At 59.9% G+C, this 26,115-nt stretch carries 22 protein-coding genes and 2 pseudogenes; 15 read left to right on the forward strand and 9 right to left on the reverse strand.

The features are described 5' to 3' along the window. Positions 1-137 precede the first annotated feature (137 nt). Complete coding sequence (locus ACQ4OB_RS11130) at positions 138-575, reverse strand: hypothetical protein (RefSeq protein WP_430955687.1); 438 nt, start codon at positions 573-575, stop codon at positions 138-140. A 104-nt stretch (positions 576-679) separates the two neighbouring features. On the opposite strand from ACQ4OB_RS11130, the gene ACQ4OB_RS11135 reads away from it, so the two are divergent. After that, positions 680-1,117 carry a universal stress protein gene (locus tag ACQ4OB_RS11135; RefSeq protein WP_008151425.1) on the forward strand — a complete coding sequence of 146 codons (438 nt, stop codon included), beginning with the start codon at positions 680-682 and terminating at the stop codon, positions 1,115-1,117. Positions 1,118-1,183: 66 nt separating this feature from the next. On the opposite strand, the gene ACQ4OB_RS11140 is transcribed toward ACQ4OB_RS11135, so the two are convergent. Next, the gene (locus ACQ4OB_RS11140; protein ID WP_074875117.1) at positions 1,184-3,103 is read right to left on the reverse strand and encodes an ATP-binding cassette domain-containing protein; all 1,920 of its coding nucleotides are present in this window, start codon (positions 3,101-3,103) and stop codon (positions 1,184-1,186) included. Positions 3,104-3,316: 213 nt separating this feature from the next. Here ACQ4OB_RS11140 and ACQ4OB_RS11145 point away from each other — a divergent pair, with 213 nt between their 5' ends. Further along, positions 3,317-5,245 carry a transglycosylase SLT domain-containing protein gene (locus ACQ4OB_RS11145; RefSeq protein ID WP_074875115.1) on the forward strand — a complete coding sequence of 643 codons (1,929 nt, stop codon included), beginning with the start codon at positions 3,317-3,319 and terminating at the stop codon, positions 5,243-5,245. Positions 5,246-5,315: 70 nt separating this feature from the next. Here ACQ4OB_RS11145 and ACQ4OB_RS11150 read toward each other — a convergent pair. Together ACQ4OB_RS11150 and ACQ4OB_RS11155 are read right to left on the reverse strand one after the other, a co-directional pair. Beyond that, a pseudogene (locus ACQ4OB_RS11150) lies at positions 5,316-5,879 on the reverse strand (Fic family protein); the annotation flags it as partial. A 131-nt stretch (positions 5,880-6,010) separates the two neighbouring features. Then, positions 6,011-7,786, reverse strand: a complete 1,776-nt coding sequence (locus tag ACQ4OB_RS11155; RefSeq protein ID WP_430955688.1) for an ABC transporter transmembrane domain-containing protein — start codon at positions 7,784-7,786, stop codon at positions 6,011-6,013. 260 nt (positions 7,787-8,046) lie between these two features. Here ACQ4OB_RS11155 and ACQ4OB_RS11160 point away from each other — a divergent pair, with 260 nt between their 5' ends. After that, positions 8,047-8,226, forward strand: coding sequence for a PA1571 family protein (locus tag ACQ4OB_RS11160; protein ID WP_076030374.1), 180 nt, complete (start codon positions 8,047-8,049; stop codon positions 8,224-8,226). Between the two features lie 158 nt (positions 8,227-8,384). Here the strand turns inward: ACQ4OB_RS11160 and pdxB are convergent, their stop codons facing one another. Further along, the gene (gene pdxB / locus ACQ4OB_RS11165) at positions 8,385-9,527 is read right to left on the reverse strand and encodes a 4-phosphoerythronate dehydrogenase PdxB (protein ID WP_430955689.1); all 1,143 of its coding nucleotides are present in this window, start codon (positions 9,525-9,527) and stop codon (positions 8,385-8,387) included. Between the two features lie 209 nt (positions 9,528-9,736). On the opposite strand from pdxB, the gene ACQ4OB_RS11170 reads away from it, so the two are divergent. Then, a complete protein-coding gene (locus tag ACQ4OB_RS11170) occupies positions 9,737-11,146 on the forward strand; it encodes an MATE family efflux transporter (RefSeq protein WP_074875109.1) in 1,410 nt (469 codons plus the stop codon). Here ACQ4OB_RS11170 and tusA read toward each other — a convergent pair. The 3 genes and pseudogenes from tusA to rlmM all read right to left on the reverse strand — a co-directional run bounded on the left by tusA (position 11,143) and on the right by rlmM (position 12,647). After that, complete coding sequence (tusA, locus tag ACQ4OB_RS11175; RefSeq protein WP_007907805.1) at positions 11,143-11,394, reverse strand: sulfurtransferase TusA; 252 nt, start codon at positions 11,392-11,394, stop codon at positions 11,143-11,145. The two genes, ACQ4OB_RS11170 and tusA, sit on opposite strands and share 4 nt — an antisense overlap. A 71-nt stretch (positions 11,395-11,465) precedes the next feature. Beyond that, positions 11,466-11,558 (reverse strand): annotated as a pseudogene (locus ACQ4OB_RS11180) (metal ABC transporter ATP-binding protein); the annotation flags it as partial. A gap of 15 nt (positions 11,559-11,573) precedes the next feature. After that, complete coding sequence (rlmM, locus tag ACQ4OB_RS11185) at positions 11,574-12,647, reverse strand: 23S rRNA (cytidine(2498)-2'-O)-methyltransferase RlmM (protein ID WP_008157308.1); 1,074 nt, start codon at positions 12,645-12,647, stop codon at positions 11,574-11,576. Positions 12,648-12,869: 222 nt separating this feature from the next. On the opposite strand from rlmM, the gene acnA reads away from it, so the two are divergent. The 3 genes from acnA (at position 12,870) to ACQ4OB_RS11200 (ending at position 18,314) form a co-directional block, all read left to right on the forward strand. Then, complete coding sequence (acnA, locus tag ACQ4OB_RS11190; protein WP_430955690.1) at positions 12,870-15,611, forward strand: aconitate hydratase AcnA; 2,742 nt, start codon at positions 12,870-12,872, stop codon at positions 15,609-15,611. 242 nt (positions 15,612-15,853) lie between these two features. Continuing rightward, positions 15,854-16,645, forward strand: coding sequence for a CPBP family glutamic-type intramembrane protease (locus ACQ4OB_RS11195; RefSeq protein WP_102616079.1), 792 nt, complete (start codon positions 15,854-15,856; stop codon positions 16,643-16,645). 103 nt (positions 16,646-16,748) lie between these two features. Next, positions 16,749-18,314 carry a methyl-accepting chemotaxis protein gene (locus ACQ4OB_RS11200; protein WP_074875103.1) on the forward strand — a complete coding sequence of 522 codons (1,566 nt, stop codon included), beginning with the start codon at positions 16,749-16,751 and terminating at the stop codon, positions 18,312-18,314. A 52-nt stretch (positions 18,315-18,366) separates the two neighbouring features. Here the strand turns inward: ACQ4OB_RS11200 and ACQ4OB_RS11205 are convergent, their stop codons facing one another. Then, a complete protein-coding gene (locus ACQ4OB_RS11205; RefSeq protein WP_430955691.1) occupies positions 18,367-19,044 on the reverse strand; it encodes an alpha/beta family hydrolase in 678 nt (225 codons plus the stop codon). A gap of 109 nt (positions 19,045-19,153) precedes the next feature. Between ACQ4OB_RS11205 and ccoN (ACQ4OB_RS11210) the strand changes: the two genes are divergently transcribed. From ccoN (ACQ4OB_RS11210) to ccoP (ACQ4OB_RS11245), 8 genes are all read left to right on the forward strand, one after another. Next, positions 19,154-20,578, forward strand: a complete 1,425-nt coding sequence (gene ccoN / locus ACQ4OB_RS11210; protein ID WP_095128764.1) for a cytochrome-c oxidase, cbb3-type subunit I — start codon at positions 19,154-19,156, stop codon at positions 20,576-20,578. Between the two features lie 10 nt (positions 20,579-20,588). Further along, on the forward strand, positions 20,589-21,197 hold the full coding sequence (gene ccoO / locus ACQ4OB_RS11215) for a cytochrome-c oxidase, cbb3-type subunit II (RefSeq protein WP_074875099.1): 609 nt from the start codon (positions 20,589-20,591) through the stop codon (positions 21,195-21,197). Positions 21,198-21,206: 9 nt separating this feature from the next. Next, positions 21,207-21,419 carry a cbb3-type cytochrome oxidase subunit 3 gene (locus tag ACQ4OB_RS11220; protein ID WP_371916913.1) on the forward strand — a complete coding sequence of 71 codons (213 nt, stop codon included), beginning with the start codon at positions 21,207-21,209 and terminating at the stop codon, positions 21,417-21,419. Next, positions 21,416-22,369, forward strand: coding sequence for a cytochrome-c oxidase, cbb3-type subunit III (ccoP, locus tag ACQ4OB_RS11225; protein WP_074875094.1), 954 nt, complete (start codon positions 21,416-21,418; stop codon positions 22,367-22,369). The genes ACQ4OB_RS11220 and ccoP (ACQ4OB_RS11225) overlap by 4 nt, the downstream gene beginning before the upstream one ends. Positions 22,370-22,852: 483 nt before the next feature. Beyond that, the gene (gene ccoN / locus ACQ4OB_RS11230; RefSeq protein WP_008157290.1) at positions 22,853-24,295 is read left to right on the forward strand and encodes a cytochrome-c oxidase, cbb3-type subunit I; all 1,443 of its coding nucleotides are present in this window, start codon (positions 22,853-22,855) and stop codon (positions 24,293-24,295) included. After that, entirely contained in the window at positions 24,295-24,903 is a 609-nt protein-coding gene (ccoO, locus tag ACQ4OB_RS11235) for a cytochrome-c oxidase, cbb3-type subunit II (RefSeq protein WP_017337535.1), read from the forward strand. The genes ccoN (ACQ4OB_RS11230) and ccoO (ACQ4OB_RS11235) overlap by 1 nt, the downstream gene beginning before the upstream one ends. Positions 24,904-24,908: 5 nt before the next feature. Then, complete coding sequence (locus ACQ4OB_RS11240) at positions 24,909-25,094, forward strand: CcoQ/FixQ family Cbb3-type cytochrome c oxidase assembly chaperone (RefSeq protein WP_003175465.1); 186 nt, start codon at positions 24,909-24,911, stop codon at positions 25,092-25,094. Continuing rightward, the gene (gene ccoP / locus ACQ4OB_RS11245; RefSeq protein ID WP_430955692.1) at positions 25,091-26,074 is read left to right on the forward strand and encodes a cytochrome-c oxidase, cbb3-type subunit III; all 984 of its coding nucleotides are present in this window, start codon (positions 25,091-25,093) and stop codon (positions 26,072-26,074) included. Before ACQ4OB_RS11240 ends, ccoP (ACQ4OB_RS11245) begins: the two co-directional genes overlap by 4 nt. Positions 26,075-26,115: the final 41 nt, after the last annotated feature.

Consider the following 26,115-nt stretch of genomic DNA (forward strand, 5'->3'; position numbering starts at 1 on the left):
GCGAATGCCCAGCGTAAGATCAGTGTGACCCAGAATTACCGGCCTGCCTGGCCAACTCCAGCCCGATGATGATGTCGGGCTTTTTATTGCCTGTCTGCCGGAAATTTCGCGCCATTGCGGCGCGAAATTTCCGTGATTTATGCCAGCGCCTTCAGCACCGCATCAATATCCTGCAAAACCGTCGCTTCGCCCTTCTCACCCCAATACAACGTGATCATCTGCTTGTCTGCTTCGACCTTGTAAACGTTATCTGGCAATTTTTCGAAATGAATCAGCAACACAGGCTCCTCGCAGACCTCCTGCCACTGATTGACCCACACACCCGGCGCTTTTTGCCAGTAACTCCAGCACGCCGGCCGATTGCCACGCCGCGGTCGATGGTATTGGGCGCAAGGGCTCGGCGGCTCCTTGCTCAGCCAGTGCGGCCAGTCCTGAGGCGCCAGCTGCATCGCCAATCCGATACGCCTCGCCTCCATGCGCAAGGCCATGCGCCCGCTCTGGTGGCGCGACGGACGCAACCATGCCAGCGGACTCAGAACCACCAACAAGATTGACACCACTATCCAGACCGTCATATCTGTACTCCCGATTCTTGATGAGCGCATTGGGTCACTGTGGAAACAATGCGCTTGAAACCAGCCATACTTACCAATATTGCAACCCTCAGGAGGAGCACCTCATGCCCTACAACCACATTCTGGTCGCTGTAGATCTAACCGAAGAGTGCGATCCTGTAATCCACCGCGCTCGCGAACTGTCAGTGAGCAACGGGGCGAAGCTGTCCCTGGTGCATATTGTCGAACCGATGGCCATGGCCTTTGGCGGCGACGTCCCCATGGACCTGTCACAACTGCAACAACAGCAGTTCGATCAGGCCAAGGAACGCCTGGACCGACTGATCGTGAAGTATCCGGAACTCTCCAAGGAATACAGCCACCTGACCTACGGCCAGCCACGCCAGGAGATCCACCACCTGGCCAAGGAACAGACCTGCGACCTGATCGTGGTGGGCAGCCATGGCCGACACGGCCTGGCATTGCTGCTGGGCTCGACTGCCAATGACGTGCTGCACGGTGCGCCCTGTGATGTGCTCGCGGTGCGCCTGATCAAAAGCTAAACCACAGCGCTTACGAAAAGCCCGGCGCTCATCACTGAACGCCGGGCTTTTTTATAGCAGGATCAATCAGGCATCCAGCTCGGCCCAACGCTCGACCATTACGTCGTGCTCAGCCTGCAACTGCTCCAACTGAGCAATCACGGCAGCGGTCTCGGCCGCAGGACGCTGATAAAAACCGGCATCGGCCATTTGCGCCTCGACGGTAGCGATCTGCTGCTCCATGGCTTCGATCTGGCCCGGCAACATTTCCAGCTCACGCTGCAACTTGTAGCTGAGCTTCTTCTTCGCCACCGGCGCTTCGACTGCAGCAGCAACTGGCGCAGCTTCGGCCGTCACGACAGCAGAGGTCAGGTCGGCTTTGCCGGACTTGCTCTCGGTCACGCCCAGCAGGCGCGGCGAGCCGCCCTGACGCAGCCAGTCCTGATAACCACCGACGTATTCGCGAACCTTGCCTTCACCTTCGAAGACCAGGGTACTGGTGACCACGTTGTCGAGGAACGCCCGGTCGTGACTGACCATCAGCACGGTGCCGTTGAAGGTCAGCAAGACCTCTTCCAGCAACTCGAGGGTTTCGACGTCGAGGTCGTTGGTCGGTTCATCGAGGACCAGCAGGTTCGCCGGTTTGCTGAACAGTTTCGCCAGCAGCAGACGGGCACGCTCACCACCGGACAGCGCCTTCACCGGCGTGCGGGCACGCTGCGGGCTGAACAGGAAATCGCCGAGGTAGCTCAGCACGTGGCGGCTCTGACCATCGATATCGATGAAGTCGCGACCTTCCGCAACGTTGTCAATTACGGTCTTTTCCAGGTCCAGCTGATGGCGCAACTGGTCGAAGTAGGCCACGTCGATGCGCGTCCCTTCTTCCACTGTGCCGCTGGTTGGCTGCAGACCGCTGAGCATCAGCTTCAGCAGTGTGGTTTTGCCGGTGCCGTTGGCGCCGAGCAGACCGATACGGTCGCCGCGCTGCAGGACCATCGAGAAATCCTTGATCAGGAACGGGCCGCCCGGGTGAGCGAAGCTTACGTTCTCGAGGACCATCACCTGCTTGCCGGACTTGTCGGCGGTATCCAGCTGGATGTTGGCCTTGCCGGTGCGCTCACGACGCTCGCTACGCTCGTTGCGCAGGGCTTTGAGGGCGCGGACGCGGCCTTCGTTACGGGTGCGGCGAGCCTTGATGCCCTGGCGGATCCAGACTTCTTCCTGGGCCAGTTTTTTGTCGAACAGCGCGTTGGCGGTGTCTTCCGCGGCCAGCGAGGCTTCCTTGTGCACGAGGAAGCTGGCGTAGTCGCCGTTCCAGTCGATCAGGCCACCGCGATCCAGTTCGAGAATGCGGGTCGCGAGGTTCTGCAGGAATGAACGGTCGTGCGTGATGAACAGCACGGCGCCCTGAAAATCCTTCAGCGCTTCTTCGAGCCAGGCAATTGCACCGATGTCCAGGTGGTTGGTCGGTTCGTCGAGCAACAGCAGATCGGGTTCGGAAACCAGAGCCTGAGCCAGCAGGACGCGACGACGCCAGCCGCCGGACAACTCGGCGAGGGTCTTGTCGGCCGGCAACTGCAGACGGCTCAAGGTGCTGTCGACCAATTGCTGCAAACGCCAGCCGTCACGGGCTTCGAGGTCGTGCTGGACGTGCATCAGTTTGTCCAGATCGGCGTCGGTGACGATGTTCTGGCTCAGGTGGTGATACTGCGCGAGCAGTTCGCCGACACCGTCCAGGCCTTCAGCCACCACGTCGAACACGGTCCGCTCGTCGGCTACCGGCAATTCTTGCGGCAATTCGCCAATCTTGAGGCCGGGTGCGCGCCAAACGGAGCCGTCATCGGGCTTCTGGTCGCCCTTGACGAGCTTCATCATGCTGGACTTGCCAGTGCCATTGCGGCCGATGATGCACACCCGCTCACCACGGGCGATCTGCCAGGACACCTTGTCCAACAACGGCGTAGAGCCGAAAGCAAGGGACACATCGCTGAATTTGAGCAGGGTCATGAGCTTCTCCAAAAACCGGGCGCGCATTCTACCTGAATTGAGGCTTCAGAAGGCCGGCAATTTCACCTTCGCGACACTCTGCATGACAAATGTTGCGAACTGATGCTGACAGGCCGGCAAAGCTTTCGCCCGCTGCTGGCAAAAGGCTAAGCTACAGTTAATTCAGTGTTGGTATCTTCAACGCTTGTCATGATTTCTCTGTTCGGACGTCTCATGCGCAGTCGCCTTTTTGGTCTTTTATCCTGTTTTCTTCTTTCTGCCACTGCCATCCAAACAGCACAGGCGGTGGACCTGTCTACCCAGCGTCAATACTACGATGAAGCCAAGCGTGCCCTGGCCAAGGGTGATACAGGTCCTTACTTCCGTTACAGCCAGGCTCTTAGTGATTACCCGTTGGAGCCTTATCTTGCGTATGACGAACTGACCGCACGTCTGAAAACCGCGAGCAATGCCGAAATCGAGAAATTTCTCGCCGAACACGGCGACCTGCCGCAAGCCAACTGGATGAAACTTCGCTGGTTGCGCTGGCTGGCCGATCGCGGCGACTGGGAGACCTTCGTCAAGTACTACGACCCCAAACTCAATTTCACCGAACTGGACTGCCTGAACGCGCAGAATCAGATCGCGCGCAAACAGAAGACCGAAGGTTATGCCAACGCCGAAAAACTCTGGCTGACCGGTAAATCGCTGCCTGGGGCATGTGATGGCTTGTTCGGGATCTGGGCCGCCGAAGGTCAACTGACCGAACAGAAACGCTGGGAGCGCACTAAACTCGCCGCCCAGGCGCGCAACTACCCGTTGGCCAACAGCCTGGTGAGTGGCCTGACCACCCTCGCCCCTCGCGGTCGTTTGTTGATAGATGTGGCGCAGAAACCCGAGCTGCTCAATCAGCCGTCGCGCTTCACCCCGGCCGATGAGCCAATGTCCGACATCGTCAGCCTCGGCCTGCGCCGCCTGGCCAAACAGGATCCGGACAAGGCCATGGCCTTGCTCGACGGCTATGCCAGCAGCATGCACTTCTCGCGAGACGAAAAAGTGGCCATCGCCCGAGAAATCGGGCTGACCCTTGCACGACGTTTCGACAGCCGCGCGCTGGACGTGATGACCAAATACGACCCGGAGTTGCGGGACAACACCGTTTCTGAATGGCGCCTGCGCCTGCTATTGCGTCTGGCCCGCTGGGATGATGCCTATCAATTGACGCGTCGCCTGCCTCAGGATCTGGCCACCACCAACCGCTGGCGTTACTGGCAGGCTCGCAGCCTGGAACTGGCCCAGCCACAGAATCCCGAAGTACAGACGCTTTACAAGAACCTGGCTCAAGAGCGCGACTTCTACGGTTTCCTGGCCGCCGACCGCTCGCAATCCCCCTATTCACTGAACAACAAACCGCTGGTGCTCAGTCAGGCGCTGATCAACAAGGTGCGCAATACCCCAGGCATACGACGCGCCCTGGAATTCCATGCTCGCGGGCAGATCGTCGACGGTCGTCGCGAGTGGTACCACGTCAGCCGCCACTTCAACCGCGACGAAATGGTCGCCCAGGCGAAACTGGCCTACGACCTGAAATGGTATTTCCCGGCAATTCGCACCATCAGTCAGGCGAAGTACTGGGACGACCTGGATATCCGCTTCCCGATGGCCCACCGCGAAACCCTGGTGCGCGAAGCCAAGGCTCGCGGCCTGCACTCGAGCTGGGTGTTCGCCATCACTCGCCAGGAAAGTGCCTTCATGGCCGACGCCCGCTCCGGCGTCGGCGCCAGCGGCCTGATGCAGCTGATGCCCGGCACCGCCAAGGAGACTGCGCGCAAGTTCAGCATTCCACTGGCCTCGCCGCAGCAAGTGTTCGATCCGGACAAGAACATCCAGCTCGGTGCCGCCTACCTGAGCCAGGTTCACAGCCAGTTCAATGGCAACCGCGTCCTCGCGTCCGCAGCCTACAACGCCGGCCCCGGCCGCGTGCGTCAGTGGCTACGCGGTGCGGACCATCTGAGCTTCGACGTCTGGGTGGAAAGCATCCCGTTCGACGAAACCCGTCAGTACGTGCAGAACGTGCTGTCGTACTCGGTGATCTACGGCCAGAAGCTCAACTCCCCGCAGCCGTTGGTGGATTGGCATGAGCGCTATTTTGACGATCAATGAACCTTCGAAGCACTGACAAAAAATGCCCGCATCGATTGATGCGGGCATTTTTTGTTCGCGTCCAGAACGACTACGCCGACTTGAGCCGTGCGGCAATCCGATTGCCATGCTGGGTCAGTCGATATTTTTGAGCAGGGCTGCTTGGCGACCCGGGATTGGTCATCTCAATCAAGTTGGCAGCCAATGCGGGCCTGAGATAGTTAGCCCGAAAGGTCGCCTTGTGAGCCAAACCGACCTCAGTCATCAAGTCGCTGATTTTAAGCGGGCCGTTAATATGGAGCGCTGAAAGCAATTTCCCTACTGGGTCGCTTACCAGGTCGGTTACTGGGTCGGTTACTGATTCACCAAGGGCTGCTTCCTCAAGCGCGAGACTCAATGCTTGCAGCATGAACTCGACAAAAGGCGTCGCCTCAGCCAACTGATCAGCCGCCGACAATGCCGCGTAATAAGCATCCTGCTGATCTCGAATGACCGCTTCGACAGGCAAATATGCCAACACCGGGCGCCATTGACTGAGTATCAAAGTCTGCCAAAGACGGCCCATGCGTCCGTTACCGTCAGTGAAGGGATGGATGAACTCGAATTCGTAATGGAAGACGCAGCTGATGATTAGCGGATGCCAATCAGTCGCCGAGCATCCCCGCGACCAACGCCAACATTCTGGTGGTCAGGGTCAACGGGGGTTGATAACGACTCATATCTCTTTCCAGGCTCGCAACTGGGGTCGACATAATGCCCGACTCCGGCAACATTCAGCAGCTCTCATCACGCGGCCTCATGTCCATCGTTGAACTGCAACGCCGCCAACCGCGCATACAACGCGTTGCTCGCAATCAATTCCTGATGCGTCCCCACCGCCACCAGTTTCCCTTGGTCCATCACCGCGATCCGGTCAGCATTCTTTACCGTCGCCAGCCGGTGGGCGATGACCAGCGTGGTGCGGTTTTTCATCAGGCTCGGCAGGGCTTGCTGGATCAGGTGTTCGCTCTGGGCGTCGAGAGCGCTGGTGGCTTCGTCCAGCAACAGGATCGGCGCGTCCACCAGCAGCGCCCGGGCGATGGCCAGGCGCTGGCGTTGGCCGCCGGACAAACCGAGGCCACCGTCGCCAAGGTGGGTCTGGTAGCCGTTGGGCATTTGTTCGATGAAGTCGTGGGCGTAGGCGATTTTCGCCGCTTCCTGAACCTGGGCCAGGGTGGCCGTCGGGTTGCCGTAGCGGAGGTTCTCTTCGATGCTGCCAAAGAACAGCGCCGGGGATTGCGAGACCAGGGCGAAGCAGCGGCGCAAGTCCAACGGATCGAGTTGAGTCAACGGCACGCCGTCAAGCAGGATGCGTCCTTCGGACGGGTCGTAAAAGCGCAGCAGCAAGTCATACACCGTCGACTTGCCGGCACCGGACGGCCCGACCAACGCGAGGGTTTCGCCGGCATTGATCGTCAGATTCAAACCATCGACCGCATAGCTTTCGGGACGCGACGGGTAGGAAAAGCGCACGTCTTGCAGCACCAGGTCACCCTTCACCCGTTCAGGCAAAGTCACCACGCCAGTGGTCGGTGGCCGGATGATGTTTTCCGAGCGCAGCAACTCGGCAATCCGCTCGGCGGCGCCGGCGGCACGTTGCAGTTCGCCAATCACTTCGCTCAACGTGCCGAATGCACTGCCGACAATCAGGCTGTAAAACACAAACGCCGCCAGCTCGCCCGCGGAAATCCGCCCGGCGATCACATCCATTCCCCCGACCCAGAGCATTACCCCGACGGCGCCCAGCACCAGCACAATCACCAGGGTAATCAGCCAGGCCCGCTGGAAGATCCGCTTGCGAGCGGTGTTGAAGGCCTCCTCCACGGTCGCGGCAAAGCGCTGCTCATCCTGGACTTGATGGTTGTAAGCCTGCACGGTTTTGATCTGGCCCAGGGTTTCGGAAACATAGCTGCCGATATCGGCAATCCGGTCCTGGCTCAGGCGCGACAGACTACGCACCCGACGGCCGAAGATCAGGATCGGCGCGATCACCAACGGCAACGCGACCACCACGATGCTGGTGAGTTTGGGATTGGTGATAAACAACAGGACGATCCCGCCGATCACCATCAACAGGTTGCGCAAAAACAGCGACAGCGAAGAGCCGATCACCGATTGCAGCAGCGTGGTGTCAGCGGTCAACCGCGACTGGATCTCGGAGCTGCGGTTGTCTTCGTAGAATCCTGGGTGCAGATAAATCAGATGATTGAACACTTGACGACGGATGTCCGCGACAACGCGCTCGCCGATCCATGAGACCAGGTAAAAACGCGCGAAGGTGCCAATCGCCAGCCCGACCACCAGCAACATGAACAAGCCGATGGACTGGTTGAGCAAATGCGGCGACTGGGTCATGAAACCCTGATCCACCAGCAGGCGAATCCCCTGCCCCATGGACAAGGTAATACCCGCCGTGACGATCAATGCGAGCAAGGCACCGACGGCCGGCCAGCGATAAGGCGCGATGAAACGCAGGGCCAGGCGCATGGCGCGACGGTGACGGGAAGAGAGGATGGAGATCATTCGATGGCGCAACCAATAGGGTTTGACGCGATCAAGCCTACACCGGTCGATGGGATTGAACGCTGTAAATCAAAATGAGTCAGGTTAAATATGACCGCAAAGACTAGGCCCTAGACGGTATTGGTCTAAAGTCCGAGTGGCAACGCCGCGGTATTTCTGGTGGACTGATGTCGCCGCCCTGGAAAGATCGCAAGAAGCTGTCACAGCCCGGTCACGTGGCGGTTCTACAGTTAGTACACAACCTGATGAGGAGACAGGCCATGTCCTTGCAAAACAGCAGCGAAGACAAGATTCCAGTGATCCGCACGCAGCCAGACCAGTCTTTGGGTTGCTCGATTATCGATGAGGATGGGCACGAAGTACCGATCACTGAAAACATGATCCAGGACGCTTGCCGCGAACTGGAAAAGCGATTGGTCAAGCCTGCCGAACAAGAGTGATATAGCCACCGTCTTCTTGACCCGGCCTCTGATGGCCGGGTTTTTTATGGCGGCTGATCCAGAATTGAGGTGCAGCCATTCGCGAGCAGGCTCGCTCCCACAATACGACTGAGATTAATATGGGAGCGAGCCTGCTCGCGAAGGGGCCAACTCGATGTTCAGACAGCAGAAGCCCCCAACCCCGCGACGATCTTCTGCAATGCCGGCGAATCCCCCTCGATCCGCACCCGCAACCCATCAATCTCACGCCGCAATGGATAATGTTTGCGCAGTGAATCGAACGCCGCACGCTGTTCGCTCACATTGCCTACAAGGCTGCGACGGAAATCCGCATCGTCGCGGCGCGGGTCGTACACGCCACGGCACAACATGGCCAGCGACCAGGCCGGATCGCTGTTGGCGTTCAAGGTCACTTGCGACAACCAGGGCGCGGGCAGCAAATCGTTCAAGTTGATCGGGGCCGCTTGCCCGAGAAAAGCGCAATAGGCCTGATAGATCTGCGCAGTCCCACGTTGTCTGCCATCGAGGCTGTAACCGGCAATGTGCGGCGTCGCCAGCACGCAGAGTTCGGCCAAGGCCACATCGACCTCCGGCTCGCCTTCCCAGACGTCCAGCACTGCTTGCAGGTCTTCACGTTGCAGCAGCACCTCGCGCAGGGCGGCGTTGTCCACCACCGGGCCGCGACTGGCGTTGATCAGCCAAGTGCCGGGCTTGAGCTGGTTCAAGCGGTTTTTATCCAACAGATGCCAGGTCGACTGGGCACCGTGTTTCTTCAACGGCGTGTGCAGGCTGATGACATCGCACTGCTCGATGATCTGTTCGAGGCTGACGTAATCGCCACCTTCTGCCGCTTGCCTTGGCGGATCGCAGACCAGCACGTTCCAGCCCAGACCTTGCAGGACCTTGACCAGTCGGCCACCCACTTCACCGGCACCGACGATGCCGTAGGTGCGTTGTGCCAGGTCGGCGCCTTCGATTTCGGCCAGGGTCAGCAGACTGCCAAGCACGTAGTCGACCACGCCGCGAGCGTTGCAGCCGGGCGCGCTGGACCAGGTGATGCCGGCCCGCTGAAAGTAATCCAGATCCAGGTGATCGGTGCCGATGGTGCAGGTGCCGACAAAGCGGACCTTGCTGCCTTCGAGCAACGCGCGGTTAACGTTGGTCACCGAGCGCACCAGCAGCACATCGGCCTGCTCGACGGTGGCGCGGTCGATGGAACGTCCCGGCACCCGGCGGATTTCACCGAAACCTTCGAAGAAGGCATCGAGCAGCGGGATATTTTCGTCGGCAACAATCAGCATGGCAGGCTCCTTTGGCGGATCGGCAGTGTAGGCGGAGATGGCCGTAGTGGGCCAGCGCGCATTAGGGGTCATCACACACCCTCGCCACAGGGGATCTCGGACACCATTAGTCTTCGATTACAAATCCCTAACACAGCTCTTTTCCTGACCACTGCGTCAGGGCGTAGAATGCGCCGCCTTGCGCATCAATACCTCTGGACGTTTCGCCCTTGAATTCCGTGACTGACCGCCCCGCCGCTACTTCCCTCACCCGCCCGGCCCGGGTTCGCCTGGAGCTGAAAAATCTGCTCGGCCTGGCCTTGCCGATCATGATCGCGCAGCTGGCGACCACCGCCATGGGCTTCGTCGATGCGGTAATGGCGGGCAGGGTCGGGCCACGGGATCTGGCAGCGGTGGCGCTGGGCAACTCGATCTGGGTGCCGGTGTTTCTGTTGATGACCGGCACGCTGCTGGCAACCACCCCGAAAGTCGCCCAGCGTTTCGGCGCCGGCACCCACAGCGAGATCGGCCCGATCGTGCGCCAGGCTCTGTGGCTGGCATTGGTGGTGGGATTGATGGCGACCGGCATGTTGTTCAGTGCCGAACCGATTCTGCACATCATGAAGGTCGATCCCGAATTGATCGGCCCGTGCATGCAATACCTGCACGGCATCGCCAGTGGTTTGCCCGCCGTTGCCTTCTACCATGTGCTGCGCTGCTTCAGTGATGGACTGGGACGTACGCGCCCGGCCATGGTGCTGGGGCTGTGCGGACTGGCGTTGAACATTCCGCTGAATTACATCTTCATCTATGGCCACTTCGGTGTGCCGGCCATGGGCGGTGTCGGTTGCGGTTGGGCCACGGCGATCGTGATGTGGGTAATGGCGCTGGGCATGGCCGGGTGGGAGCGCTGGGCGCCAGCGTATCAGTCGAGTGAGTTGTTCAGCCGTTTCGACTGGCCGCAGTGGTCGGTGATCAAACGCCTGCTGGGCATCGGCCTGCCGATCGGCATCGCGGTATTTGCCGAATCGAGCATCTTCGCGGTGATTGCGCTGCTGATCGGCAGCCTCGGCGCCACCGTGGTCGCCGGGCACCAGATCGCGCTGAACTTCAGCTCGTTGGTGTTCATGATCCCCTACTCCTTGGGCATGGCCGTGACCGTGCGAGTCGGTCAGGCGCTGGGCCGCGAGGAGCCACGTGAAGCCCGCTTCGCCGCCGGTGTCGGCATGGGCACCGCCCTGGCTTATGCGTGCTTGTCGGCGAGCCTGATGCTATTGCTGCGTGAACCCATTGCTGCGATTTACACCGCCGACCCGACGGTGATTCATGTCGCGGCGATGCTGATTGTGTATTCGGCGCTGTTCCAGTTTTCCGACGCGATCCAGGTGACGGCTGCCGGCGCGTTGCGCGGCTATCAAGACACGCGGGTGACGATGATCCTGACGCTGTTCGCTTACTGGGGCATTGGTCTGCCGGTGGGTTACGCGCTGGGCTTGACCGATTGGTTCGGCGCGCCGAGCGGCCCGAGCGGGCTGTGGCAGGGATTGATCGTGGGCTTGAGTTGCGCGGCGTTGATGCTGTCGATCCGCCTGACGCGCAGTGCACGCAAGCGGATCCGCATCAGCCATTCGGCGGGTTAAGCGAGTTTCTTGCGGATCCAGTAGAGGTAGGTGCCTGCCTCTTCGTGCTGCGCCACCAGTTCGTGGTCGAGAAAGACGCAGAACTTGGGAATGTCGCGACGGGTCGACGGGTCGGTGGCGATCACCTTGAGCAAGCCGCCGGGCACCAGGTCACGGATGTGCTGGTGCAGCATCATCACCGGTTCCGGGCAGTTGAGGCCGGTGGCGTCGAGGGTGCCGTCAACCGGCGTATCAATCATTTCACTCATGATTCACTCCTGAAACTTGCCGGCATTGTCGCGCATTGCCGGGTGTTCGGTCATCTGTGGCGTTACACCGATCCCTGTGGGAGCGAGCCTGCTCGCGAATGCGGTGTGTCATTCAACATATATGTCGGCTGATCTATCGCCTTCGCGAGCAGGCTCGCTCCCACATGGGTCCGTGTGAATCAGCGGGACTTGGGTTTCTTCACGTCTAGCCGGCGCAGGTGGCAGGTCACTTCTTCACGGTCGTGATACAGCTGCTTGCAGCCGATCTCGACCCGAATCCCGCGTTCCTTGAACCCGTCGGCAATGCGTTCCAGCAAGCGCTTCACTTCGGCGTAACGCTGTTTCATCGGCAGCTTGAGGTTGACCACCGCTTCGCGGCAATGCCCTTCGCCAATCCACTCTTCCAGCATCGCGGCGTTGCGCGCCGGTTTCTCGACGATGTCGCAGACCATCCAGTCCACCGGTTGCTTGGGCTTGAAGGTGAAACCGTCGGCCATCAAGTGTTGCACCAGACCAGTGTCCATCAGGCTTTCGGCCATCGGGCCGTTGTCGATCGCAGTCACCAGCATGCCGCGATTGACCAGTTGCCAGGTCCAGCCGCCGGGAGCGGCGCCAAGGTCAACGCCAGTCATGTCGCTGTGCAGACGCTCGTCCCACTGGTCGCGCGGGATGAAATGGTGCCACGCCTCTTCGAGTTTCAGCGTCGAACGGCTCGGCGCTTCACGCGGAAACTTCAGGCGCGGAATGCCCATCGGCCACATCGCCGAGTTGTTCGACTCGGCCAGGCCCATGAACACTTCTCGGCCACTTTTGAAAGTCAGCAGCAGGCGCGGTTTGTGGGCATCTTCAACCAGTTTTCCAGCGGCCATCAGCGCCTTGCGCAGGTGGCCTTCGAACTTCTTGCAGAAGTTCGACAGTTCCTTGCCATCGTTGGTGTCGACCATTTCCAGCCACAGGCTGCCGCACAGCGGAAAGTCCGCCATGTGCGCGAGGATCACGCTGATGCGGTCGGTTTCCGGCAGATCGATGAAGATCCCGCGAGCCCACTGCCGCGGGAAGATCAGATCGGCGAAACGCTGGCCACGCATCAGGCGCTCGGCACCGTCTTCTTCGGTGCAGATGAATTCGGCGCAGGCGCTGGCGGTCTTGGCCTTGGCATAACCGGCCACGTTCAGCCGCGCGGCGTGTTCGGAAATCTCGGAACAGACTTCGCCTTCGAAGCCCGGCCGGCAATGCATAAAGAGGGTGTTCATTCTTACTCCTGGGCAGATGGCGAGAAATTCAACCACTGCGCGATGCCCAGACTTGCGTTGAAGCAAAGCCTGTCACGAAAACCGGCGCATGATAGCCGAGTTCGGAACCCTGGGCTTGGCCATAGAGTCCAGTTATTAGCGTTAACGAATGAACAGGGCTAGGTTAAAGGCTCTGTCTGTCCCGTCAGTCCGTAGCCGTGCGGACTCAAAGGAGTCATTTCAATGCCGTCCCTCGATAGCCTGAAAACCCTTAAAACCTTACAAGTCGACGACAAGACCTATCACTATTTCAGCCTGCCGGATGCCGCCAAAAGCCTGGGCGACCTGGACAAGCTGCCGATGTCGTTGAAAGTGCTGCTGGAAAACCTGCTGCGCTGGGAAGATGAAAAAACCGTCACCGGCGCCGACCTCAAGGCGATTGCCGCCTGGCTCAAGGAGCGTCGCTCCGACCGCGAAATCCAGTACCGTCCCGCGCGGGTGTTGATGCAGGACTTTACCGGCGTTCCCGCCGTGGTCGATCTGGCCGCCATGCGTGCCGCGATGGCCAAGGCCGGCGGCGACCCGCAGCGAATCAATCCGCTCTCCCCCGTGGATCTGGTGATCGACCACTCGGTGATGGTCGACAAATTCGCCAGCGCCAGCGCCTTCGAACAGAACGTCGACATCGAAATGCAGCGCAACGGTGAACGTTATGCGTTCCTGCGCTGGGGCCAAAGCGCCTTCGACAATTTCAGTGTGGTACCGCCGGGCACCGGGATCTGCCACCAGGTGAATCTGGAATACCTGGGGCGCACGGTCTGGACCAAGGACGAGGACGGTCGCACCTACGCCTTCCCCGACACCCTGGTCGGCACCGACTCCCACACCACCATGATCAACGGCCTCGGCGTACTCGGCTGGGGTGTCGGCGGGATCGAAGCGGAAGCGGCGATGCTGGGTCAACCGGTGTCGATGCTAATCCCGGAAGTGATCGGCTTCAAACTCACCGGCAAGCTCAAGGAAGGCATCACCGCCACTGACCTGGTACTGACCGTCACCCAGATGCTGCGCAAGAAAGGCGTGGTCGGCAAATTCGTCGAGTTCTACGGTGACGGCCTCGCCGACCTGCCGCTGGCCGACCGCGCGACCATCGCCAACATGGCCCCGGAATACGGTGCCACCTGCGGCTTTTTCCCGGTGGATGACATCACCCTGGACTACCTGCGTTTATCCGGTCGCAGCAGCGAAACCGTGAAACTGGTCGAGGCCTACAGCAAAATCCAGGGCCTGTGGCGCCTGCCGGGCCAGGAACCGGTGTTCACCGACAGCCTGGCGTTGGACATGGGCAGCGTCGAAGCCAGCCTTGCCGGGCCGAAACGCCCACAAGACCGGGTATCGCTGCCGCATGTCGCGCAAGCGTTCAGTGACTTCGTCGACCTGCAATTCAAACCCACCAGCAAGGAAATCGGTCGTCTCGAAAGTGAAGGCGGCGGTGGTGTCGCGGTGGGCAATGCCGACCTGGCTGGTGAAGCCGACTACGAGTACGAAGGTCAGACCTATCGATTGAAAAACGGTGCGGTGGTGATCGCGGCGATTACCTCCTGCACCAACACTTCCAACCCGAGCGTGATGATGGCCGCCGGCCTGGTGGCGAAGAAAGCCGTGGAAAAAGGCCTCAAGCGCAAACCGTGGGTCAAGAGTTCGCTGGCCCCAGGCTCGAAAGTGGTCACTGACTACTACAAGGCTGCCGGCCTGACTCAATACCTAGATGAACTGGGTTTTGCCTTGGTCGGTTACGGCTGCACCACCTGCATTGGCAACTCCGGGCCATTGTCGGAGCCGATCGAAAAAGCCATTCAGGCCGCCGACTTGACCGTCGCCTCGGTGCTATCGGGCAACCGCAACTTCGAAGGTCGTGTGCATCCGTTGGTGAAAACCAACTGGCTGGCCTCCCCACCGCTGGTCGTCGCTTATGCCCTGGCCGGTACGGTTCGCATCGACATCAGCAGCGAGCCGTTGGGTACCGACAAGGAGGGCAATCTGGTGTATCTGCGGGACATCTGGCCAAGCACCAAGGAAATCGCCGACGCGGTGAACCAGGTCAATACCGCGATGTTCCACAAGGAATACGCCGAAGTGTTTGCCGGCGATGAGCAATGGCAGGCAATCGAAGTGCCGCAAGCGGCGACCTATGTCTGGCAGGACGATTCGACGTACATCCAGCATCCACCGTTCTTCGACGACATCGGCGGGCCGCCGCCAGTGGTCAAGGACATAGCCGGCGCCAGAGTCCTCGCGCTGCTGGGCGATTCGGTGACCACCGACCACATCTCCCCGGCCGGCAACATCAAGGCCGACAGCCCCGCAGGCCACTACCTGCGCGACAAAGGTGTGGAACCACGGGACTTCAACTCCTACGGCTCGCGACGGGGCAACCACGAAGTGATGATGCGCGGCACCTTTGCCAACATCCGCATTCGTAACGAGATGCTCGGCGGCGAAGAAGGCGGTAATACGATTTACATTCCCACCGGGGAGAGGATGCCGATCTACGACGCGGCCATGCGTTATCAAGCCTCGGGCACGCCGCTGGTGGTGATTGCCGGGCAAGAATACGGCACCGGTTCGAGTCGCGATTGGGCGGCGAAGGGCACCAATCTGTTGGGGGTCAAAGCGGTCATTGCCGAGAGCTTCGAACGGATACACCGTTCCAACCTGGTGGGCATGGGCGTGTTGCCGTTGCAGTTCAAACTGGATCAAAACCGCAAGAGCCTGAACCTGACCGGCAAGGAGACACTGGACATTCTCGGCTTGACCGGCGTCGAGCTGACGCCGCGGATGAACCTGACGCTGGTGATCACCCGTGAAGACGGCAGCCGCGAGAAAATCGAGGTGTTGTGCCGGATCGATACCCTCAATGAGGTGGAGTACTTCAAGGCCGGGGGGATTTTGCATTACGTGTTGCGGCAGTTAATTGCCTCGTAATAGCCAACTGACACAGACACCGCCTTCGGGCGGTGTTTTTGTTTGGGCCGCGAGCCACCCTATACTCCCGCGCCCTATGTAGCAGCTGCCGAAGGCTGCGTTCGGCTGCGAAGCAGTCGTAAACCCTGAATCCACGATAAATCTGAAAGACCGCGGTGCCTGATTAGCGACTGCTTCGCAGCCGAACGCAGCCTTCGGCAGCTGCTACAGGTTATCCGCTGACCAAAAACCAAGGACTTCAAATAATGACTCTGCCATGGAACTACCTGGCCCTTCTTTCTATTGGCTATGGTCTGGCACTGAGCTACGGCCATCTCGGATGGCTCGCCGGGATATCCGTCGCGCTGCTGCTGACTGCCGGTTTTGCGGTGCGCCAACAACAGGTGCGGATCGGCCACTACCTCGGTCATGGCTTGTTCATTTTCATGGCCTTGGCGTTGGCGCTGCACTGGCTCCCCGGGTTCTACAACGGTCGAGGGATCAACCCTCAACGTTTTACCGATGATGCCGTGACGTTTGCCATGTACCTGAATCTGGACAAGCCCCTGATCGGTTTCTGGCTACTGCTGGTCTGCCCGTGGATTGTCGGCCGACGTTCGCTGCGCCTCGGCGTTTATGCCTCTGCGCTGGCGCTGTCCCTGAGTGCCGTGCTGGCCTTGGGTGGCGCGCTGTTGCTGGGCGTGATCAGTTGGGCACCGAAGTGGCCGGATCAAGCCTGGTTGTGGCTACTGAACAACCTGCTGCTGGTGACGCTGGTCGAGGAAGCGCTCTTTCGCGGCTATATCCAGGGTGGTCTGACCCGGTGCTTCAAAAACCTGCCCTACGGTGAAAACCTCGCCCTTCTCCTTGCCTCGCTGTTGTTCGGCCTGGCGCATGTGGGTGCCGGTTGGCAATGGGTGTTGCTGGCGAGCCTGGCAGGTGTCAGCTATGGTCTGGCCTACCGTTTTGGTGGCTTGGGTGCGGCCATCGCCACCCATTTCGGCCTGAACCTGCTGCATTTCGGACTGTTCACCTATCCGATGCTTGCCAGCTGACGCAAGGGTCGTTTTGCGACGCGCCACTGATTACCGAAAAATAATCTCAATAAATGGCTGACGATGCCGACAACCCGTCAAAGCCTTGCGGATTGAAAAAGCCATGCGTAACAACCAGCCAATTACACAACGCGAACGGACCTTCCCGGCTCAGCAACGGTTGATTTCCACCACCGATGCCAAGGGCGTGATCACCTACTGCAACGACGCTTTCGTCGAAATCAGCGGGTATTCTCGTGAAGAGCTGATCCGTGCGCCGCATAACCTGGTCCGTCACCCTGACGTCCCGGCCGCGGTATTCGCGCACATGTGGGGCACACTGAAACAAGGCTTGCCATGGATGGGCATTGTCAAGAATCGCTGCAAGACCGGTGATCACTACTGGGTTAACGCCTATGTCACGCCGGTTTTCGAAGGCAATCAGGTGGTCGGTTACGAATCGGTGCGGGTCAAACCCACCGCCGAGCAGATCCGCCGTGCCGAAGCGCTCTACCAACGCATCAACCAGGGCAAGTCGGCGATTCCTTCAACGGACAAATGGCTGCCGGTGCTACAGGACTGGCTGCCGTTCATTCTGGTCAGCCAACTGAGCTTCATGATCGGTGCGTCGCTCAATTCCCAATGGGGTTTTGCGTTGGCCGCCGGTCTGTCGGTGCCATTGGGTCTGTTGGGGTTGAGCTGGCAACAGCGCGGCCTCAAGCGTCTGCTGCATCTGGCTGGGCAGACCACCTCCGACCCGCTGATCGCGCAGATGTACACCGACAGCCGCGGCGCTCAAGCGCGTCTGGAGATGTCGATCCTCAGCCAGGAAGCCCGCCTGAAAACCTGCCTGACCCGTCTGCAGGACACCGCCGAGCACCTGAGCGAACAAGCGAAACAGTCCGACACCCTGGCGCATAACAGCTCCAATGGTCTGGAACGCCAACGCGTCGAAACCGAGCAAGTGGCCACTGCCGTCAATCAGATGGCCGCCACCACGCAGGAAGTCGCCAGCCACGTGCAGCGCACGGCCGATGCGACTCAAGAAGCCAATCGCCTGACCGGTCGCGGTCGCGACATCGCCGGGGAAACCCGCGAAGCCATCCAGCGCCTGTCGGTGGTGGTGGGTGAAACCGGGCTGACCGTGACCCAACTGGCCAAGGACAGCGACGAAATCGGTGGCGTGGTCGATGTGATCAAAGGCATCGCCGACCAGACCAACCTGCTGGCCTTGAACGCGGCTATCGAAGCGGCCCGTGCCGGTGAAATGGGTCGTGGCTTCGCGGTAGTCGCCGACGAAGTTCGCCAACTGGCGCAACGCACCAGCGAATCCACCGGGCAGATCCACGCGTTGATCGCCAAGCTCCAGCAAACCGCCAGCACCGCGGTGCAAACCATGGAGGCTGGCCATCGCCAGGCCGAAGAAGGTGTGGCGCGGGTTCTGGAAGCGGATCAGGCGCTAGTGGGGATCAGCGAAGCGGTGGCCAACATCACCGACATGACCACCCAGATCGCGGCGGCGACCGAAGAGCAAAGCGCTGTCGCCGAAGAGATCAGCCGTAACATCAGCAACATCTCGCACCTGGCGGATCAGACCTCGGAACAGGCGCAACACTCGGCATTGTTGAGTGAAGAGCTGACGAAGACGGCGAATACCCAGTATTCGTTGGTGGAGCGGTTTAACCGCTGATAGCGCCTCGCCTGATCCTGATCGTTCCCACGCTCTGCGTGGGAACGATCGCTTAGCGCAGGAAATCAGCAACCTTCTGCGCCGCAGTCTCCAAATGCTGCTCATGGGTAAACCCGGAAGCCTTCAACGGCTTCAAATCATGATCCCCCGCCGCCAGCCAGAACACCTCGATACTCGGTGCCAACGTGTAAGCCTCGACGGCCTCACGATTGCCCAACGCATCCCGCTCGCCCTGCACGATTAACGTCCGCGTCTTCAGCACGGCCAAATGCTCGACCCGAGGCTTCTCAGGTTTCCCTACCGCATAAAACGGATATCCGAGGCACACCAACGCATCGGCCTCCAGTTCATCCGCCAACAAACTCGCCATCCGCCCGCCCATGGACTTGCCACCAATGGCCAGACGCCCAGCGACATGGCGTCGCACCACGGCATAGACCTCACGCCAGCACTCGAGCAGTTTCGGCGCTGGGTTCGGTGGACGTTTACCCCCATCAACACGCCGTTGCGCCATGTACGGAAACTCGAAGCGCAGCACGTTGATCCCAGATGCAGCAAGGCGCGCAGCCATGTCGTTCATCCAGGCGCTGTCCATGGGTGCGCCGGCACCGTGAGCGAGAATCAGCGTCGCCGATGCTGGTGTCGTGGCGGCATTCCATAACCATCCATGATCCCGTACACACCGCGCCCATTGATCCTCGTCAATACTGGCCTTGTGCTCTTTGTCCATGCTTGCCTCGCTTTTAGTCTGCCTATAACTCCAGGCGAAGGGAGCGTCTGCCGTGCGGCTTACTCGCAAAGGCAGGCCCTCACTTCGGCTGAACCGTGGATGGGGAACCATGAACACTTCTATCAGTACCGCCTACAACTACAAGGTGGTCCGCCAATTCGCCATTATGACGGTGGTGTGGGGCATCGTCGGAATGGGGCTCGGGGTTTTTCTCGCGGCTCAATTGGTCTGGCCTGAACTCAACTTCAATCTGCCGTGGACCAGCTTCGGGCGTCTGCGCCCGCTGCACACTAACGCAGTGATCTTCGCCTTCGGCGGTTGCGCCCTGTTCGCCAGTTCGTTCTATTCGGTGCAACGCACCTGCCAGACCCGACTGTTCGCGCCGAAAATCGCCGCATTCTGTTTCTGGGGCTGGCAGCTTGTGATCCTGCTGGCGGCCATCAGCCTGCCGCTGGGTTACACCAGTTCCAAGGAATACGCCGAGCTTGAATGGCCGATCGACATTCTGATCACCATTGTCTGGGTGGCCTATGCCGTCGTGTTCTTTGGCACGATCATGCAGCGCAAGACCAAACACATCTATGTCGGTAACTGGTTCTTCGGTGGCTTCATCATCACCGTGGCGATCCTGCACATCGTCAACAACCTGGAATTGCCGGTGAGTTTCACCAAGTCCTACTCGGTGTACGCCGGTGCGACTGATGCCATGGTGCAGTGGTGGTACGGGCACAACGCCGTAGGCTTTTTCCTCACCGCCGGTTTCCTCGGGATGATGTACTACTTCGTGCCGAAACAGGCTGAGCGTCCGGTGTACTCCTATCGCTTGTCGATCGTGCACTTCTGGGCGCTGATCACCCTGTACATCTGGGCCGGTCCGCACCACTTGCACTACACCGCGCTGCCGGACTGGGCTCAGTCGCTGGGCATGGTGATGTCGCTGATCCTGCTGGCGCCGAGCTGGGGCGGGATGATCAACGGCATGATGACGCTCTCGGGCGCCTGGCATAAGTTGCGCAGCGACCCGATCCTGCGCTTCCTCGTGGTCTCGCTGGCCTTCTACGGCATGTCGACCTTCGAAGGACCGATGATGGCGATCAAGACGGTCAACGCCCTCTCCCACTACACCGACTGGACCATCGGCCATGTTCACGCCGGCGCCCTCGGTTGGGTCGCGATGATCTCCATCGGCGCGCTGTACCACATGATCCCGAAAATCTTCGGTCGCACGCAGATGCACAGCATCGGCCTGATCAACGCGCACTTCTGGCTCGCGACCATCGGCACCGTGCTGTACATCGCGTCGATGTGGGTCAACGGCATTGCCCAGGGCCTCATGTGGCGCGCGGTCAACGAAGACGGCACGCTGACCTACTCCTTCGTCGAAACCCTGGTGGCCAGCCACCCAGGCTTCGTCGTGCGTCTGGTAGGCGGTGCGATTTTCTTCAGCGGCATGTTGCTGATGGCCTACAACACCTGGCGCACCGTACGGGCCTCGCAGCCTGCCGAAGCCGCCGCTGCCGCGCAGATCGCCTGAGGAGTCCGTCATGAAACACGAAACAATCGAGAAAAACGTCGGCCTGCTGATGCTGCTGATGGTGTTGGCTGTGAGCATCGGCGGTCTGACCCAGATCGTCCCGCTGTTCTTTCAGGACGTGACCAATAAACCAGTGGAAGGCATGAAGCCCTACACCGCGCTGCAACTGGAAGGTCGCGACATTTACATCCGCGAAGGCTGCGTTGGTTGCCATTCGCAGATGATCCGCCCGTTCCGTGCTGAAACGGAACGCTATGGCCACTACTCGGTGGCCGGTGAAAGCGTCTGGGATCACCCATTCCTGTGGGGCTCCAAGCGCACCGGTCCGGACCTGGCCCGCGTCGGCGGTCGCTACTCCGAAGACTGGCATCGCGCGCACTTGTACAACCCGCGCAACGTGGTGCCGGAATCGAAGATGCCGGCCTACCCGTGGCTGGTGGACAACAAGGTCGATAGCAGCCACACCGAAACCAAGATCCGCGCCATGCGCACCCTCGGCGTGCCGTACACCGATGAAGACATCACAGGTTCAGTCGCCTCGCTCCAGGGCAAGACCGAAATGGACGCACTGGTCGCTTACCTGCAAGTGCTCGGCACATCCATCAAGAGCAAGAGGTGAGCCATGGCCATGCCCTTTGAAATCGTAAGCGTAATGAGCAGTGGAATGATCCGCGGCCTGGGCACGGTCGTGGTGTTCCTGGCCTTCGTCGGCCTGACGCTGTGGGTGTTCAACAGAAAGCGCAATCCGGAATTCGCCGAAGCGCGCTTGCTGCCGTTCGCCGATGAACCCCTGCCCGATGACGCCACCCAAGAACCTGAAACAAGGAGTACCCGGCCATGACCACTTTCTGGAGTACGTGGATCTGCGTACTGACCATTGGCAGCCTGATCGGCTTGACCTGGCTGCTGATCGGCACCCGCAAGGGCGAAACCAAGGGCAGCGTCGACCAGACCATGGGCCACAGCTTCGACGGCATCGAGGAGTACGACAACCCACTGCCGCAATGGTGGTTCCTGCTGTTCGCCGGCACGCTGGTGTTTGCCGTCGGTTATCTGGTGCTTTATCCGGGCCTGGGCAACTGGAAAGGCATTCTGCCGGGTTACGAGAACGGTTGGACCGGCGTCAACGAGTGGGAAAAGGAGATGAACAAGGCTGACGCGAAGTTCGGGCCGATCTTCGCCAAATTCGCGGCGATGCCCGTGGAAGAAGTGGCGACGGACCCGCTAGCGTTGAAAATGGGCGGTCGCCTGTTTGCCTCCAATTGCGCGGTTTGCCACGGCTCGGATGCCAAGGGCGCTTTCGGCTTCCCGAACCTGGCGGACACCACCTGGCGCTGGGGCGGCAACGCCGAAACGATCAAAACCACGATCATGGGTGGTCGCATGGCCGCGATGCCGGCCTGGGGTGAAATCCTGGGTGATGCCGGGGTGAAAAACGTTGCGGCTTATGTGCGCCATGACCTGGCCGGACTGCCGTTGCCTGCCGACAATGGCGCCGATCTGCACGCCGGACAGCAAGCGTTCAGCACCATGTGCGTAGCTTGTCATGGGGCAAACGGCAAGGGCACTGAAGCCATGGGTGCGCCGAACCTGACGCAACCGGCCGGCTTTATCTACGGTACAAGCCTGGCGCAGTTGCAACAGACCATTCGTCATGGCCGCCAAGGTCATATGCCGGCGCAGAACGAACTGCTCGGCAACGACAAAGTGCAACTGCTGGCGGCTTACGTTTACAGCTTGTCCCACGGTTTGAGCACCGAACGTTTGCAGGCTGAAGGCAAACACGAATAAATCTCGACTGCTCTGCTGCCGCATTCTCCCGGATGCGGCAGTTCCCTGCCCCTTTGCGACCAAGTGTCGCACCCCTGCGCTGGTCCTCCTTTCAGTTCCCCGGATTCAGGTCTAAGCTTCCCCCGATGCGGACTGGCATGAGCCGGTTCCAGGTCGACCCGACCCGATGTGTTCGACGAATCTACTCGATGACAGGCCGCAAAGGCTGGTAGATACCGGCTGTCATGCCAATTGCCATCTGTCACCCAATCGTCGGGTTTGAACACACCCCGTTACATCCGACCTGACCCCCTCACCCATTTCGTCTGCTGCGACATTTTGCCCTTGGCCAATTTTGTCCTTACGCGGCGCATGGAAAGGCCGCAGAATCAGCTTTTGAAAGCATTGACCCAGGTCATGGCGCGTTGCAATGACCCCCCGCTTTCTCCATACTTGCGGCCGATTTTTACTCCTAATAAAACACCCAAACCGTGGAACCTTAGAATGAGCACAGCAATCAGTCCGACTGCTTATAACTATAAGGTAGTCCGCCAGTTCGCCATCATGACGGTGGTCTGGGGGATCCTTGGCATGGGGCTTGGTGTCTTCATCGCCTCACAGCTTGTATGGCCGGAATTGAACTTCGGTCTGCCGTGGACGACTTTTGGACGCTTACGCCCGTTGCACACCAACCTGGTGATTTTCGCCTTCGGTGGTTGTGCTCTGTTTGCCACTTCTTATTACGTCGTGCAGCGAACCTGCCAAACGCGACTGATTTCCGACAGCCTCGCCGCCTTCACCTTCTGGGGTTGGCAAGCGGTGATCGTCGGCGCGATCGTTACCTTGCCGTTGGGTTACACCACCACCAAGGAATACGCGGAACTGGAATGGCCCCTGGCTATCCTGCTGGCCATCGTCTGGGTTACCTACGGTCTGGTGTTCTTCGGCACCATCACCAAGCGTAAGACCAAGCACATCTATGTGGGTAACTGGTTCTACGGTGCCTTCATCGTTGTGACGGCGATGCTGCACATCGTCAACCACGCCTCCCTGCCGGTCAGTTTCTTCAAGTCCTACTCGGCCTACGCCGGTGCGACTGATGCGATGATCCAGTGGTGGTACGGCCACAACGCGGTGGGTTTCTTCCTGACCACGGGCTTCCTGGGGATGATGTACTACTTCGTTCCGAAGCAGGCCGAGCGTCCGATCTACTCCTATCGCCTGTCGATCGTGCACTTCTGGGCGTTGATCACCCTGTACATCTGGGCCGGTCCGCACCACCTGCACTACACCGCGCTGCCGGACTGGGCTCAGTCCCTGGGCATGGCGATGTCGATCATCCTGCTGGCACCGAGCTGGGGCGGCATGATCAACGGCATGATGACCCTGTCGGGCGCCTGGCATAAGCTGCGCACCGACCCGATCCTGCGCTTCCTCGTGGTATCGCTGGCGTTCTACGGCATGTCGACCTTCGAAGGCCCGATGATGGCCATCAAGACCGTCAACTCGCTGTCCCACTACACCGACTGGACCATCGGCCACGTGCACGCTGGCGCCTTGGGTTGGGTAGCGATGATCTCGATCGGCGCGATCTACCACATGATCCCGAAACTGTTCGGTCGTGTGCAGATGCACAGCATCGGCCTGATCAACACGCACTTCTGGCTCGCAACCATCGGTACCGTGCTGTACATCGCTTCGATGTGGGTCAACGGCATCACCCAGGGTCTGATGTGGCGTGCAATCAACGACGACGGCACCCTCACCTATTCGTTCGTCGAAGCGCTGCAAGCCAGCCATCCTGGTTTCATCGTTCGCGCCCTGGGCGGTGCGTTCTTCGCCAGCGGCATGCTGTTCATGGCCTACAACGTATGGCGTACCGTACGTGCCTCGAACCCGGCTGAAGCCAAAGCTGCTGAACAGATTGCTGTAGTTGGAGCTCACTGATGAAGCATGAAGCAGTCGAGAAGAACATTGGCCTGCTGGCCTTCTTCATGGTTATCGCCGTCAGCATCGGCGGCTTGACCCAGATCGTTCCGCTGTTTTTCCAGGACGTCACCAACAAGCCGGTCGAAGGCATGAAGCCTCGCACCGCCCTTGAACTGGAAGGCCGCGACATCTACATCGCCAACGGTTGTGTCGGCTGCCACTCGCAGATGATCCGCCCGTTCCGTGCTGAAACCGAACGTTATGGCCACTACTCGGTCGCTGGTGAAAGCGTCTGGGACCACCCGTTCCTGTGGGGTTCCAAGCGTACCGGTCCGGACCTGGCCCGTGTCGGCGGTCGTTATTCCGATGACTGGCAGCGTGCGCATTTGTACAACCCGCGCAACGTGGTGCCTGAGTCGAAAATGCCGGCCTACCCGTTCCTCGTGGAAAACAAGCTCGACGGCAAAGACACCGCCAAGAAAATGGAAGTCTTGCGCACGCTCGGCGTCCCTTACACCGACGAAGACATCGCCGGTGCCCAGGATGCTGTGAAGGGCAAAACCGAAATGGACGCGCTGGTGGCCTATCTGCAAGGCCTGGGCACCATCATCAAAAGCAAACGGTGATTTAGATGGATATCGGGATGATTCGTGGCCTGGGCACCGTTGTTGTGATGGTGGCCTTCATCGGTCTGGCGTTGTGGGTATTCAGCCCCAAGCGCAAGTCGGAGTTTGAAGACGCGACCTTGCTGCCTTTCGCGGATGATCCCGAAGCCATCAAGCACGTCGAGCAAGCTTCTAGGAGTAACAAAGAATGACTACGTTCTGGAGTCTGTACGTCACAGTCCTCAGTCTCGGCACGATCTTCGCCCTGACCTGGCTGCTGCTGTCCACCCGCAAGGGCCAGCGCAGCGAAGCCACCGAAGAAACGGTTGGCCACTCCTTCGACGGGATCGAGGAGTACGACAACCCACTGCCAAAATGGTGGTTCATGCTGTTCGTGGGCACCATCATCTTCGCCCTCGGCTATCTGGTGCTATACCCGGGCCTGGGTAACTGGAAAGGCCTGCTGCCGGGGTACAACTACCTCGATAACGAAAAGCAGACCGCGTTCGCCAACGGCCAGAGCGGCTGGACCGGCGTTCACGAGTGGGAAAAGGAAATGGCCAAGTCGGACGCCAAGTTCGGCCCGATCTTCGCCAAATTCGCTTCCATGCCGATTGAAGAAGTCGCCAAGGACCCGCAAGCCCTGAAGATGGGTGGCCGCCTGTTTGCCTCCAACTGCTCGGTCTGCCACGGTTCCGATGCCAAGGGCGCCTACGGCTTCCCTAACCTGACCGACGCCGACTGGCGCTGGGGCGGCGAAGCGGAAACCATCAAGACCACCATCATGGGCGGTCGTCACGCGGTCATGCCGGCGTGGGCTGAAGTGATCGGCGAACAAGGCGTTGCGAACGTTGCCGCGTTCGTACTGACCAATCTCGATGGTCGCAAACTGCCGGAAAACACCAAGGCCGATCCGGTTGCCGGGCAGAAACTGTTCGCTGCCAACTGCGTGGCGTGCCACGGTCCGGCCGGCAAAGGTACGCCAGCCATGGGCGCACCCGACCTGACCCACCCGGGCTCGTTCATCTACGGTTCGAGCTTCGCGCAACTGCAGCAGACCATCCGTTACGGCCGTCAGGGCCAGATGCCTGCGCAAGAACACCTGCAAGGCAACGACAAGGTTCACTTACTGGCCGCTTACGTCTACAGCCTCTCTCACGGTGAGAAAGCGCCAGTGGCGGACACCCAGTAAGGCAAACGCCTGACTGCAACACTAAACGGCCCCGCCAATGA

This window comes from Pseudomonas sp. ES4, from assembly GCF_050586665.1.
Taxonomy (GTDB): domain Bacteria; phylum Pseudomonadota; class Gammaproteobacteria; order Pseudomonadales; family Pseudomonadaceae; genus Aquipseudomonas; species Aquipseudomonas frederiksbergensis.